This window comes from Pseudomonas sp. K5002, assembly GCF_013386655.1.
In the GTDB taxonomy this organism is placed as follows: Bacteria; Pseudomonadota; Gammaproteobacteria; order Pseudomonadales; family Pseudomonadaceae; genus Aquipseudomonas.
This window is the reverse complement of the sequence record NZ_JACARK010000100.1, coordinates 1-12,583: the sequence shown is the minus strand read 5'-3', so window position 1 is coordinate 12,583 and position 12,583 is coordinate 1. Positions and strand designations below refer to the sequence as shown.

13 protein-coding genes are annotated in these 12,583 nt (G+C 60.6%); 7 read left to right on the top strand and 6 right to left on the bottom strand.

Annotation, left to right across the window (positions count from 1 at the left end):
• From HX846_RS06215 to HX846_RS06200, 4 genes are all read left to right on the top strand, one after another.
• A partial coding sequence (locus HX846_RS06215; protein ID WP_178965144.1) for an alpha/beta hydrolase fold domain-containing protein occupies positions 1–436 on the top strand: 436 nt, incomplete at its 5' end.
• Positions 437–551: 115 nt separating this feature from the next.
• Positions 552–1,481, top strand: a complete 930-nt coding sequence (locus tag HX846_RS06210) for a hypothetical protein (protein ID WP_008432438.1) — start codon at positions 552–554, stop codon at positions 1,479–1,481.
• A gap of 134 nt (positions 1,482–1,615) precedes the next feature.
• Positions 1,616–2,368, top strand: coding sequence for a 3-oxoacyl-ACP reductase family protein (locus HX846_RS06205; RefSeq protein ID WP_008432437.1), 753 nt, complete (start codon positions 1,616–1,618; stop codon positions 2,366–2,368).
• Between the two features lie 31 nt (positions 2,369–2,399).
• Positions 2,400–2,987, top strand: a complete 588-nt coding sequence (locus HX846_RS06200; protein ID WP_178965143.1) for a TetR/AcrR family transcriptional regulator — start codon at positions 2,400–2,402, stop codon at positions 2,985–2,987.
• An 8-nt stretch (positions 2,988–2,995) separates the two neighbouring features.
• On the opposite strand, the gene lepB is transcribed toward HX846_RS06200, so the two are convergent.
• A complete protein-coding gene (lepB, locus tag HX846_RS06195) occupies positions 2,996–3,664 on the bottom strand; it encodes a signal peptidase I (RefSeq protein ID WP_178965142.1) in 669 nt (222 codons plus the stop codon).
• 160 nt (positions 3,665–3,824) lie between these two features.
• Here lepB and HX846_RS06190 point away from each other — a divergent pair, with 160 nt between their 5' ends.
• Complete coding sequence (locus HX846_RS06190; protein WP_178965141.1) at positions 3,825–4,376, top strand: dihydrofolate reductase family protein; 552 nt, start codon at positions 3,825–3,827, stop codon at positions 4,374–4,376.
• A 256-nt stretch (positions 4,377–4,632) separates the two neighbouring features.
• On the opposite strand, the gene cysS is transcribed toward HX846_RS06190, so the two are convergent.
• Complete coding sequence (gene cysS, locus HX846_RS06185; RefSeq protein ID WP_178965140.1) at positions 4,633–6,021, bottom strand: cysteine--tRNA ligase; 1,389 nt, start codon at positions 6,019–6,021, stop codon at positions 4,633–4,635.
• A gap of 20 nt (positions 6,022–6,041) precedes the next feature.
• A complete protein-coding gene (locus HX846_RS06180; RefSeq protein ID WP_008432425.1) occupies positions 6,042–7,742 on the bottom strand; it encodes a glutamine--tRNA ligase/YqeY domain fusion protein in 1,701 nt (566 codons plus the stop codon).
• A 246-nt stretch (positions 7,743–7,988) separates the two neighbouring features.
• Between HX846_RS06180 and HX846_RS06175 the strand changes: the two genes are divergently transcribed.
• Together HX846_RS06175 and lpxH are read left to right on the top strand one after the other, a co-directional pair.
• On the top strand, positions 7,989–8,492 hold the full coding sequence (locus HX846_RS06175; protein WP_003211783.1) for a peptidylprolyl isomerase: 504 nt from the start codon (positions 7,989–7,991) through the stop codon (positions 8,490–8,492).
• Complete coding sequence (gene lpxH / locus HX846_RS06170) at positions 8,489–9,238, top strand: UDP-2,3-diacylglucosamine diphosphatase (protein WP_177028448.1); 750 nt, start codon at positions 8,489–8,491, stop codon at positions 9,236–9,238. Before HX846_RS06175 ends, lpxH begins: the two co-directional genes overlap by 4 nt.
• A gap of 130 nt (positions 9,239–9,368) precedes the next feature.
• Here the strand turns inward: lpxH and HX846_RS06165 are convergent, their stop codons facing one another.
• The 3 genes from HX846_RS06165 to HX846_RS06155 form a co-directional block, all read right to left on the bottom strand.
• Positions 9,369–10,901 carry a DHA2 family efflux MFS transporter permease subunit gene (locus HX846_RS06165; RefSeq protein WP_003211786.1) on the bottom strand — a complete coding sequence of 511 codons (1,533 nt, stop codon included), beginning with the start codon at positions 10,899–10,901 and terminating at the stop codon, positions 9,369–9,371.
• A gap of 64 nt (positions 10,902–10,965) precedes the next feature.
• Positions 10,966–12,183, bottom strand: coding sequence for an efflux RND transporter periplasmic adaptor subunit (locus HX846_RS06160; protein ID WP_178965139.1), 1,218 nt, complete (start codon positions 12,181–12,183; stop codon positions 10,966–10,968).
• Between the two features lie 15 nt (positions 12,184–12,198).
• A partial coding sequence (locus HX846_RS06155) for a TolC family protein (RefSeq protein WP_178965138.1) occupies positions 12,199–12,583 on the bottom strand: 385 nt, incomplete at its 5' end.

Below are 12,583 nucleotides of genomic sequence, written 5' to 3'. Positions count from 1 at the left end.
CCGCAACGCAGGCCTGCCACTGCCCGCCGGGGGCGCCGCCTTATCGCCGTGGGCCAACCTGGAACACACCGGCGCCTCCATCGACAACCGTGACGGCCTCGACCCGCAAGCCTCCCGCCTGGGGCTGACGCTGCTTGCAAAAGCGTTTCTCAATGGCGCGCTGCCGAATGATCCCGATGCATCGCCGGTGTTCGCGGACGTCCGGGGATTGCCGCCCATTCTGGTGCAGATCGGCGAAAACGAAGTCATGCTCAGCGACGCCATGCGCCTGGCCACCCACCTGGGGGAAAACCGGGTACGCGTGTCGCTGGAGGTTTGGCCCGGGATGTTTCATGTCTGGCATTTGTTTGCGGCAATCTTGCCCGAAGGCATGCAGGCCGTGGCGAATGCGGCGTTGTTTCTGGACCAGGCAATACGTGGCAGCCGTAGCGCTTGAGGGGTTGCCCAGAGCGCGGGAAAGGTAGCGCTCCTGCCGATAACTATCTGTCACCTGGGGCCCCACCGCTCCACCTACCTTTATCGGACAACGTATCCCGATACAGGTAATGATCATGTATACCCATTCCGATGCACTGACCACGCTGTTTGATTTGCTCAACTCGCTGAATGCGCTGATTTCACATTTGACGAGCCAGCAACAGGCAGCCAAGCAGCGGGGTCTCGAGTTGTATCAACTCGGTGAATTCGAAGAGTGCGAAATCCACCTGACCATCTCCGCCTCGGCCGGCGATGCGCCGTCCCAATACGCCCTGGGCGAAGCCATCCGGCGCCGGGTCGGCAGTGTCGACCCCGAGGCCCAGGCGTGGTACCGCCTGGCCGCCGCCCAGGATCATGTGTACGCCCTGATGCGCCTGGGTGGCGAAACCAACCTGGCCAAGGCCAAGGCCCTCGCCCAGGCAGGTGCCGATGCTGGCGACGGCGCAGCGATGCTGCAGCTGTATGAACTGACCAAAGATCGCTCGTGGCTGAGAAAGGCAGGTGATGCCGGCTGCGCCGAGGCCTATTACATTGCGGCGCTGTTGTACGACAAAAACCCGGAGGCCAGTGACAACCGCGACTCCATGCTCAGGTATGCGGCCTTCAAGGGCTTCCCGCCAGCGATGAAGTGGCTGGCCAACATGCAGACCTACTACCGCAACCTCTCCTACCAGCGCATACACCTGGAAAAACGGCTGGCGCTGAATGACCTTGATGGCGTCATGACCTATGCCGGTGCGCTCGGCGGGTTCGATATCGATGAAAGTGGCACCAACCGCTATCACTACCCCGAGAACAAAATCCACGCCTATGGGCTCTACTGGCTGGTCATGGACAGTACCCGGCAAAACCCACGGCACGCCGATGCCGCAGGCTACCTGCAACAACTGGCCAGCGCGCTGACTGCCGAAGAAATGGAAACAGCCAAGGCGTATGGCCGCCAGTGGAAAACCGAGCACCCGGCGCTGTCGGAGTTCAGGTTGACCTACAGCGACCTGAAATGACCGGCGTCTGATGAAGGATTCGAGAGCACATCCGGCAGTTAAGGATTAATTAATCCAAAAACAGCTTGGCTAAGTATCTCCAGGCTGGTACGGTTTAGTGGATTATTTAATCCACTAAACCTCAGGCCTCCCCCATGACAGCTCACACCCCTCGCTTCAACCACAAAGTCGCCCTGGTCACCGGCGGTTCCCGCGGTATCGGCGAAGCGATTGTCCGCCGGCTTGCAGCTGAAGGTGCAGCGGTCGCGTTTACCTATTCCTCCTCTGCCGACAAGGCGCAAGCGCTGGTTGGCCTGATCGAAAGCAAGGGCGGAAAAGCCTTGGCGATTCAGGCCGACAGCGCCGATGTGGCGGCAATAGAACGGGCGGTCGCGGCCACTGTCGAGCATTTCGGCGCCTTGAATATCCTGGTCAACAACGCCGGGATCCTGCTGATGGGCACCGTCGACACCTTCAGCCTGGAAGACTTCGACCGAATGTTTGCGGTCAATGTGCGGGCCACGTTTGCGGCGGCCAAGGCCAGCTCGGCGGTGATGCACACGGGTGACCGAATAATCACCGTCGGCAGCGTGGTCGCCCAACGTTCGGGCTTCCCGGGCTCCAGCGTCTACAGCATGACGAAGTCGGCGATCGCCGGTATGATCCGCGGCCTGGCGATTGATTTCGCGCCGCGCGGCATCACCGTCAACAACGTGCAGCCGGGCCCGACCAGCACCGACATGAACCCGGCAGACGGGCCCCATGCGGACATGATCAAAAGCCTGATCCCCTTGGGCCGCGTGGGCACCGCCGACGATGTTGCCGGCATGGTTGCTTATCTCGCGTCCGAAGAAGCGGCATTTGTCACCGGCACAAGCATGACCATCGATGGCGGCTACCTGGCCTGAGCCTTCACCTGCAATTTCCCCCGAGGTAACCATGGCAAGACCCAGAGCATTCGACCGCGACCAGGTGCTGCGCGAGGCCATCCGGGTTTTCTGCGACAAGGGTTTTGCCGCGGCCTCGACTGAAGAACTGATGCAGGCCATGGGACTGAGCCGCCAGAGCATGTACAACACCTTTGGCGACAAACGTCAGTTGTACCTGCTGGCGATGGCCGAGTATCAGCGCACCGGCGTCGATGACTTGATCGAGCGCCTGAACCAGGGCCCGACCCCGCTGCAGGCACTGCACGACACCCTGCAATCCTTCGCCACCCGCGCCCTGCGGGAAGGGACGGCGGGTTGCATGGGCGTCAATGCCATCTGCGAGTTCGGCCTGGAAGATGATGAGATCAATCAACTCACCGCCCACAGCGCCGAACGCTTGCGCAATGCATTCGAACAGACGCTGGAGCGTGCGCAGGAACAAGGCGAATTGACCGTCGGCACCGATCGCTCGGGCGCGTGTGATTTTCTGATGGCCACCCTCAGCGGCATGAAAGTCGCCAGCAAGGGCGGCGCCACCACTGAGCAGCTGGAGGGCATTGCGGGGTTTGCACTGCGGGCGCTCAGCGCAAACGCGTGATCAGCCCACTACAGGATCGGCGCGCCAAATCGACCCAATCGTGGCATCCAGTGATCCAGGATCTGCGCTGACGCCAGGATATGGTGGGCATGCCCGATCAACAGCCGACGCGGCACAAACCCGATATAACGGGAGTCATCGCTGTTATCGCGATTGTCGCCCAGCATGAAGTAACTGTCGGCAGGCACCACCACCGGGCCGAAATCGCGCAGCGCCCGTACTGTCGGCAAGAACTGCACCGTGCGCTGGCTGCTGTTCGCACGCTCAGTCACCTTGATACCCGGAACTGTTTGGCCAGGCGCGATGGGCTCGCTGATGTCCTGCCCATTACTGTAGGTGGCCGGCGTACCGTTGACCCACAACACCTCGTCGCGCATTTCCAGGGTATCGCCGGGGATACCGACAATGCGTTTGATCAAGCGCGTGCCGTCCTTGGGCGAAGAGAACGTGACAACATCTCCGCGCTGGGGGTTATCCAGTCTCGCCAGGGAAATATCGGTGAGGGGCAATTTGAGGTCGTACGCGACGCGGTTGACCAGCACCACATCGCCCTCAAGTAACGTCGGGCGCATGGAACCGGACGGGATGGGATTCCAGTCAGCCAGGGAGGTGCGGAAAACCCCGAAGCACAGCCAGAAAATGATCGCGTAACGGTAGCGGATTAACCAACGGCGCATAGATCCTCGCAATACGAAAAGGCACACCGGCCTGCGCCGGGTACCCACGGTGATTTTTGGCAATGCTCGCTTATTGCATCGGAAGATTAAATTAACATTAGCGTTGCCGACCCATGACAGTCGATATTTTCAAGCACACAGAAAAGGAGTTTCACGCCCCATGGATAGCAAATGTTCGGTCTTTATCGCAGCCAGCGTCGACGGCTTTATTGCCCGGCCAGACGGTGATATCGAGTGGCTTCATCGCCCTGAGTACGAAGGCGCCGAATTGAACGGCGTGACCTATGAACACTTCATCGCCACCGTGGATGCGCTGGTGATGGGCCGCAAGACCCTGGAAAAAGTGTTGTCCTTTCCGGAGTGGCCCTATGAGGGCACGCCGGTCATAGCACTCTCTCACCAATCGGTTGAGCTACCTGCAGCTTTGAAGGGCAAGGTTGAGGTGGTGAGCCAGGATGTCACCAGCCTCGTGGCAGCGTTGGCCGAGCGCGGGATGAAACACCTGTATATCGACGGAGGCCAGACGATTCAGCAGTTTCTTGAGGCGGGTTTGATCGACGAGATGATCATCACGCGTATTCCGGTTGTGCTGGGCCAGGGGATCCCCTTGTTCAGCCAGTTGGGTGGCGAGCATGAGCTTCGGCATATCGGCACGTATGCGTCGGATAACGGGTTTGTTCAAAGCCGGTATGAGGTCGGTGGCAAGCGCTGATGCTCATTGAGCGATTGGGTTGAATCGAGGTGTCTGTATCGCAGGCAAGCCAGCTCCCACATTAAGCAGCTATGCGCTTGATCCTGAACCGGCCTAATCTGTCCTTGAATGTGTCAACTATGTCCCCGCACAGGCGTCCGGCCCGTGGTCCGCTGCAAGCGCGGTCGCCATAGCCGCCAATACCCGAATAACGGATAGACAGGCCAAAAAAAACGCCCCGAACCAGTCGGGGCGTTTTTCATTCAGCAATCACCGATCAAGCCTGATCAGCCAACCGCCACGTCGTACCGCCCTTCCCGTCTTCCAACACCACACCCATCGCGGTCAGTTGGTCACGGATACGGTCAGACTCCGCCCAGTCCTTGTTGGCCCGGGCAGTCAAACGTGCCTGGATCAGCGCATCAATTTCAGCGGCATCCACACGCCCTTCAGCGCCCGCCTGCAGGAAGTCATCGGCTTCCATCTGCAATACGCCCAGCACGCTCGCCAGCTCTTTCAAACGTGCGGCAAGCCCCGCCGCTGCGTCGAGATCGCTCTCGCGCAGGCGGTTGATCTCACGCACCATTTCAAACAGCACCGCGCAGGCTTCAGGCGTACCGAAGTCGTCGTTCATCACTTCGGTGAACCGCGCAACAAACGCTTCGCCGCCCGCAGGCGCCACGGAGGGCAGGCCTTTCAACGCGTGGTAGAAACGCTCCAGGGCGCCCTTGGCGTCCTTGAGGTTGTCTTCCGAATAGTTGATCGCGCTGCGGTAATGGCTCGACACCAACAGGTAGCGCACCACTTCCGGGTGATACTTTTCCAGCACGTCGCGAATGGTGAAGAAGTTGTTCAAGGACTTGGACATCTTCTCGCCATTGATGCGAATCATGCCGCAGTGCATCCACGCGTTGGCGTAGGTCTTGCCGGTGGCCGCTTCGCTCTGGGCGATTTCGTTTTCGTGGTGCGGGAACTCAAGGTCGCTGCCGCCGCCATGAATGTCGAAGGTCTCGCCCAGGCAGCAGGTGGACATCACCGAGCATTCGATGTGCCAGCCCGGGCGCCCGGCGCCCCATGGCGACTCCCAGCTCGGCTCGCCGGGCTTGGTGCCTTTCCACAGCACGAAGTCCAGCGGGTCTTGCTTGGCTTCGTCGACTTCGATCCGCGCACCGATGCGCAGGTCTTCGATTTTCTTGCGCGACAGCTTGCCGTAGCCCATGAACTTGGCGACGCGGTAGTACACGTCGCCATTGCCCGGGGCGTAGGCGTAACCCTTGTCGATCAGGGTCTGGATCATCGCGTGCATGCCCGGGATATGGTCCGTGGCGCGCGGTTCCATGTCCGGCTTGAGGATGTTGAGGCGTGCCTCGTCCTCGTGCATCGCAGCAATCATGCGCTCGGTCAGCGCGTCGAACGACTCGCCGTTTTCGTTGGCGCGATTGATGATCTTGTCGTCGATGTCGGTGATGTTGCGCACATACGTCAGGTCATAACCGCTGAAACGCAACCAGCGGGTCACCAGGTCGAAGGCAACCATGCTGCGGCCGTGGCCGATGTGGCAGTAGTCGTACACGGTCATGCCGCACACGTACATGCGCACCTTGTTGCCATCCAGCGGCTTGAAGACTTCTTTGGTCTTGCTGAGTGTGTTGTAGATCGTTAGCACGACAGTTCCTTAAAACAGAATCACTGGCCCCACGAATCACGCAAGGTCACGGTACGGTTGAATACCGGAGCACCGGGTTTCGAGTCCTTGATATCCGCGCAGAAGTAACCTTCGCGCTCGAACTGGAAACGGTCTTCCGGCTGTGCGTCGCCAAGCGATGGCTCGGCACGACAACCCGTGAGAACTTGCAGCGAGTCAGGGTTGATGTTGTCCAGGAAACTGGCACTGTCTTCGGCCTTCTCGGGATTCGGCGAGCGGAACAGGCGATCGTACAGGCGCACTTCGCACTCGACGCTGGCCGCCGCCGGCACCCAGTGCACCACACCTTTGACCTTGCGGCCTTCCGGGTTCTTGCCCAGGGTGTCCGGGTCGTAGGAGCAACGCAGTTCGACGATGTTGCCATCGGCGTCCTTGATCGCTTCGTCGGCACGGATCACGTAGCTGCCGCGCAGGCGCACTTCGCCGTTCGGCTCAAGGCGCTTGTAGCCTTTTGGCGGCTCTTCCATGAAGTCATCGCGGTCGATGTAGATTTCACGGGCGAACGGCAGCTTGCGCACGCCGAGTTCTTCTTTCTGCGGATGACGTGGCAGTTCGAGGTTTTCGACCTGGCCTTCCGGGTAGTTGGTGATCACCACCTTCAACGGACGCAGCACGCACATGGCGCGCGGGGCGTTCGCGTCGAGGTCCTGACGGATGCTGAATTCGAGCATGCCGTAGTCGACCACGCCGTCGGAGCGGTTGGTGCCGACCATCTCGCAGAAATTGCGGATCGATGCCGGGGTGTATCCACGGCGGCGGAAGCCCGACAGCGTCGACATGCGCGGGTCGTCCCAGCCAAACACGTGCTTTTCATCGACCAGTTGCTTGAGCTTGCGCTTGCTGGTGATGGTGTAGTTCAGGTTCAGGCGGCTGAACTCGTACTGACGCGGGTGCGCCGGTACCGGCAGGCTGTCGAGGAACCATTCGTACAGAGGACGGTGGCTTTCGAACTCCAGGGTGCAGATGGAGTGGGTGATGCCTTCGATGGCGTCCGACTGACCGTGGGTGAAGTCGTAGTTCGGGTAGATGCACCACTTGTCACCGGTCTGGTGGTGATGGGCGTGGCGGATGCGGTACATGATCGGGTCGCGCAGGTTCATGTTCGGCGAGGCCATGTCGATCTTGGCACGCAGTACGCGGGCGCCGTCCGGGAACTCGCCGGCGCGCATGCGGTTGAACCAGTCCAGGTTCTCTTCCACCGAACGGTCGCGGAACGGGCTGTTCTTGCCCGGCTCGGTCAGGGTGCCACGGTATTCCTTGGCTTGCTCCGGGGTCAGGTCGTCTACGTAGGCCTTGCCGGCCTTGATCAACTCGACGGCCCAGTCGAACAACTGGTCGAAATACTTGGAGGCATAGCGCACTTCACCGGACCATTCGAAGCCCAGCCACTTGATGTCGCTTTCGATGGCGTCGATGTATTCCTGGTCTTCCTTGGCCGGGTTGGTGTCGTCGAAACGCAGGTGCGTGACGCCACCGAACTCCTGGGCCAGGCCGAAGTTCACACAGATCGACTTGGCGTGGCCGATGTGCAGGTAACCGTTGGGCTCAGGCGGGAAGCGGGTGACGATCTGCGTGTGCTTGCCCGAATCCAGGTCCGCCTGGATGATCGGGCGCAGGAAATTGACCGGGACGGCAGGTCCGGCCTTGGAATTCGAGGTAGGGTCGACAGTGGGCTTGCTCATAGGATCCTTGAACAGACGAAGTACTTGGCCGGGTGAGGCCGACAAACAAAGGGCTTATCATAGCCGATGCTGTCAAGGCCCTGACAGAGCGTGGCCAAAAACTGCTGCATTTATTGCATGGGCGGTAAAAAACCACCTCGAAATTCCCGCAGGTCACGCTAAACTGCGCGCCTTGGCTGCCGTTTTTGCCAAGCAGGTAAGGCGCAAAACGCCCAAACCCACGAATTCCTTGAAAGAGTAGTGAACATGACTCAAGTCAAACTGACCACCAACCACGGTGACATCGTCATCGAGCTGAACGCCGAGAAAGCGCCGATCACCGTCGCCAACTTCATCGAGTACGTTAAAGCCGGCCACTACGAAAACACTGTTTTCCACCGTGTCATCGGCAACTTCATGGTCCAGGGCGGCGGTTTCGAGCCGGGCATGAAAGAAAAGAAAGACAAGCGTCCCAGCATCCAGAACGAAGCGGACAACGGCCTTTCCAACGACAAGTACACCGTCGCCATGGCCCGTACCATGGAGCCGCATTCGGCCTCCGCGCAGTTCTTCATCAACGTCGCCGACAACACCTTCCTGAACCACAGCGGCAAGAACGTGCAGGGCTGGGGCTACGCGGTATTCGGTAAAGTCACCGAAGGCCAGGACGTTGTCGACAAGATCAAGGGTGTGCAAACCACCGGCAAGGCAGGTCACCAGGACGTTCCGGTAGAAGACGTTATCGTCGAGAAAGCCGAGATCGTTGAGTGATATTGCTGATTTCAGATTTGCATCTGGAAGAGGAGCGCCCGGACATAACCCGGGCGTTTCTGGATTTACTGCACGGCCGCGCCCGTTCCGCCCAGGCGTTGTACATTCTGGGGGACTTCTTCGAAGCCTGGATTGGCGACGATGGGATGACGCCCTTCCAGCGTTCGATTTGCCTGGCCCTGCGCGAGCTGAGCGACAGCGGCACCCAGATTTTCATCATGCATGGCAACCGGGATTTCCTGATCGGCAAGGCGTTCTGCAAAGCCGCAGGCGCAACCTTGCTCAAGGACCCGAGTGTGGTGCAACTCGCAGGCGAGCCCGTGCTGTTGATGCACGGCGACAGCCTGTGTACCCGCGACCTTGGCTATATGAAGCTGCGGCGCATCCTGCGTAACCCCATCACGCTGTTCATCCTGCGCCACCTGCCCTTGCGCACGCGGCACAAGCTGGCGCGCAAGCTGCGCAGTGAAAGCCGCGCGCAGACGCGAATGAAGACCAACGACATTGTCGATGTAACGCCTGAGGAAGTGCCGAGGGTGATGCAGCAGTTCGGCGTGCGTACGTTGGTGCATGGCCACACCCACCGCCCGGCGATTCACAAGTTGCAGATTGGCGAGCAAGCGGCCAAGCGCATTGTGCTGGGGGATTGGGACAAGCAAGGGTGGGCATTGCAGGTGGATGAGCAAGGGTTTCAACTGGCGGCGTTTGACTTCGTCAATCCGCAGTTGGCACTGCCCGGCGCTTGACCCAGATCGTTCCCACGCTCTGCGCGGGAATGCATCCTGTGACGCTCTGCGTCACGACCTTCAAAAGCGGACGCAGAGCGTCCAGAGCGGCGTTCCCACGCAGAGCGTGGGAATGCTCATGGATTGAGGCTTAGTGGCCCGAAGCCTCCGGCCCCGCCTTCGCTGCAAACGGCGGTTTCGCCAGCCATACAATCACGATCAACGCCATGAACATCCACCCCAGCAACGTGAAGTAATCCACGGTGGACATCATGTACGCCTGGCTCGTCAGTATCTGGTCCAACTGCGCATACGCCTTGTGCCCTGCCCCGCCGAGCGCCTGCAAGGCGTCCCGGGTGGCCGAGTCGTAGGTGGTCATGTTTTCGCTCATGTAGGCATGGTGCTGGTCCGCCCGGCGAATCCAGATCCAGGTGGTCAACGAGGCCGCAAAGCTGCCGCCCAGGGTCCGCAGGAAGGTCGCCAGGCCAGCGCCGTCGGCGATTTGCGCCGGCGGCAGGTCGGACATCAGGATGCTCAAGGTCGGCATGAAGAACAGCGCTACGCCGATCCCCATGAACAACTGCACCAGGGCGATGTGCGTGAAGTCCACTTCATTGGTAAACCCGGCGCGCATGAAGCAACTCAAGCCAATCGCCAGGAACGCCAGCCCGGCCAGCAGGCGCAGGTCGAACTTGTGCGCATATTTGCCCACGAACGGCGACATCAACACCGGCAGAATCCCGATCGGCGCCACCGCCAGGCCCGCCCAGGTGGCGGTGTAGCCCATCTGGGTTTGCAGCCATTGCGGCAGGATCAGGTTGATCCCGAAGAAACCCGCGTACCCGAGTACCAACACAATCGTGCCGATGCGAAAGTTGCGATAGGCGAACAGCCGCAGGTTGACCACCGGGTGCTCGTCGGTCATTTCCCAGATCACGAACACCGCCAGGGCGACAGCCGAGATCACCGCGCCGATGATGATGAAATTCGACTCGAACCAGTCCAGGTCGTTGCCCTTGTCGAGGATGATCTGCAAGGCGCCGACGCCGACGATCAGGCTGAGCAAGCCGACGTAGTCCATCGGCTGGTAGCTGGTGACCACCGGGCGTTTCTTCAGTTGCGAGCGCACCACCATCACGGCAAAGATGCCGATGGGTACGTTGATAAAGAAGATCCACGGCCAGCTGTAGCTGTCGGTAATCCAGCCGCCGAGGATCGGCCCGGCAATCGGCGCCACCACCGTGACCATCGCCAGCAACGCCAGGGCCATGCCACGCCTGGCGGGGGGATAGACCGCGATCAGCAGCGTCTGGGTCATCGGGTACAACGGGCCGGCAACCAGGCCTTGCAATACCCGAAAGCCGATCAGCTCGGGCATCGAGGTGGAAATACCGCAGAGAAACGAGGCCAGCACAAACAGGATGGTGGCCCACAGAAACAGCTTCACCTCGCCGAAGCGACGGCTCAGCCAGCCGGTCAGCGGCAGCGCGATGGCGTTGCTCACGGCAAACGAGGTGATGACCCAGGTGCCCTGCTCCGAACTCACGCCGAGGTTGCCGGAAATCGTCGGCAGCGCCACGTTGGCGATGGTGGTGTCGAGCACCTGCATGAAGGTCGCCAGGGACAGGCCGATGGTGGCCATCAGCAAGCTGGGCGGCGTGAAGGAGGCGTTAGCGTTACTCATCGCGAATCCTGTGCAACATGATTGGCGCTACGGCCGCCGGGGCCGCAGCTGATGGATTGGCGAATCAGCGCTGGGCAGCCTTGGGAGCGGCGACGCTGTTGTCATGGATCAATTGGGTGATCATCGCATCGGCTTCGGCCAACTGGCGGTCGTAAACGTTGGTGGTGAACGACGCCTTCTGCGGCGCTTGCTGGGCCAGTACCGGGCCGCTCTGGTCGTGCAGGTCGACGTCGACCACGGTGGACAGGCCCACCCGCAGCGGGTGCTTGGCCACCTCATCGGCGTTCACATGGATACGCACCGGCACCCGTTGCACGATCTTGATCCAGTTACCGGTGGCGTTCTGCGCCGGCAGCAAGGCAAATGCACTGCCCGTGCCCGCGCCGAGGCTGTCGACGGTGCCACTGAATTTCACGTCGCTGCCGTAGATGTCGGATTCGATATCCACCGGCTGGCCGATACGCATATTGCGCAGCTGGGTTTCCTTGAAGTTGGCGTCGATCCACAGTTGATCCAGCGGAATCACGGCCATCAGTGCAGTACCCGGCTGGACCCGCTGGCCCAGTTGCACGGTACGCTTGGCCACATAGCCGGTCACCGGTGCGATCAGGGTGCTGCGGGCGTTGGTCAGGTAAGCCTGGCGCAACTGTGCGGCGGCAGCCTGCACGTCCGGGTGGGACGAAATCACCGTGTCATCCACCAGGGCGCTGCTGGTCTTGAACTGTTGCTGCACGTTGGCCAGGGCGTTTTGCGCCGAGGTCAGGTCGTCACGGGCGTGGGACAGTTCTTCCTGGGAAATCGCCCCGCCGGCAGCGAGGTTCTTGCGTCGGTTGTAGTTGTCCTGGGCCTTTTGCACGTTGGCTTGTTGCGCCAGCACCTGGGCTTTCATGCCATCGACGTTGCTGTACAAGCCACGCACCTGGCGCACGGTGCGGGCCAGGTTGGCCTGGGCACTTTGCAGGCCGACGGCCGCGTCGTTGGGGTCGAAGTTGATCAGCACCTGGCCTTCATGCACCAGGTCGCCGTCGTCAGCGCCGATGCTCACCACGGTGCCGGTCACCAGCGGGGTGATTTCCACCACGTTGCCGTTGACGTAGGCGTCGTCGGTGCTTTCGCTGAAGCGACCATACAATTCGTACCAACCCCACACGCCCAAGGCGCCGAGGATGACGATCAGCGCCAGCACAAACAGCATGACTTTGCGTTTGCGCGGATTGCTGGTGTTGGGTTGTTCAGCCTTGTTTGTTTCAGGAGCGTTGTTGCTGGTTTCGGCAGTGGCCATGACAAGTACCTTGAATTATTCAGTGCGCGTGGCTGGGGTGGTCGAGGCCACGTTATCGGCGTGGAAACCGCCGCCCAGGGCCTGCATCAGTTGAATCGAAAGATCGATTTGCTCGGCATTCAGGGTGGCCAACTGACGCTGGGCCTGGAGCAGTTGCTGTTCGATGCTGAGCACGTCCAGGTAATTGCCGATACCTGAGCTGTAACGCTGGACGCCGGTGTCGTAGGACTGCTGGGCAATGTCAGCGGCGTGTTGCTGGGCCTGGATCTGCCGACCGGTCTCGCGCAATTGCGAGAGTGTGTTGCCGATATCGCCCAAGGCTTGCACCAGGGTTTTGTTGTACTGGGCCACGGCCAGGTCGTAGTCGGCGTCGCGAGCGTCGAGGTCGGCGCGCAGGCGG

Excerpts from the sequence above, each read along its gene's own strand:
- HX846_RS06210 (WP_008432438.1), top strand. The coding sequence starts at position 552 with ATGTATACCCATTCCGATGCACTGACCACGCTGTTTGATTTGCTCAAC.
- HX846_RS06205 (WP_008432437.1), top strand. The coding sequence starts at position 1,616 with ATGACAGCTCACACCCCTCGCTTCAACCACAAAGTCGCCCTGGTCACC.
- HX846_RS06200 (WP_178965143.1), top strand. The coding sequence starts at position 2,400 with ATGGCAAGACCCAGAGCATTCGACCGCGACCAGGTGCTGCGCGAGGCC.
- lepB (WP_178965142.1), bottom strand. The coding sequence starts at position 3,664 with ATGCGCCGTTGGTTAATCCGCTACCGTTACGCGATCATTTTCTGGCTG.
- HX846_RS06190 (WP_178965141.1), top strand. The coding sequence starts at position 3,825 with ATGGATAGCAAATGTTCGGTCTTTATCGCAGCCAGCGTCGACGGCTTT.
- HX846_RS06180 (WP_008432425.1), bottom strand. The coding sequence starts at position 7,742 with ATGAGCAAGCCCACTGTCGACCCTACCTCGAATTCCAAGGCCGGACCT.
- HX846_RS06175 (WP_003211783.1), top strand. The coding sequence starts at position 7,989 with ATGACTCAAGTCAAACTGACCACCAACCACGGTGACATCGTCATCGAG.
- HX846_RS06165 (WP_003211786.1), bottom strand. The coding sequence starts at position 10,901 with ATGAGTAACGCTAACGCCTCCTTCACGCCGCCCAGCTTGCTGATGGCC.
- HX846_RS06160 (WP_178965139.1), bottom strand. The coding sequence starts at position 12,183 with ATGGCCACTGCCGAAACCAGCAACAACGCTCCTGAAACAAACAAGGCT.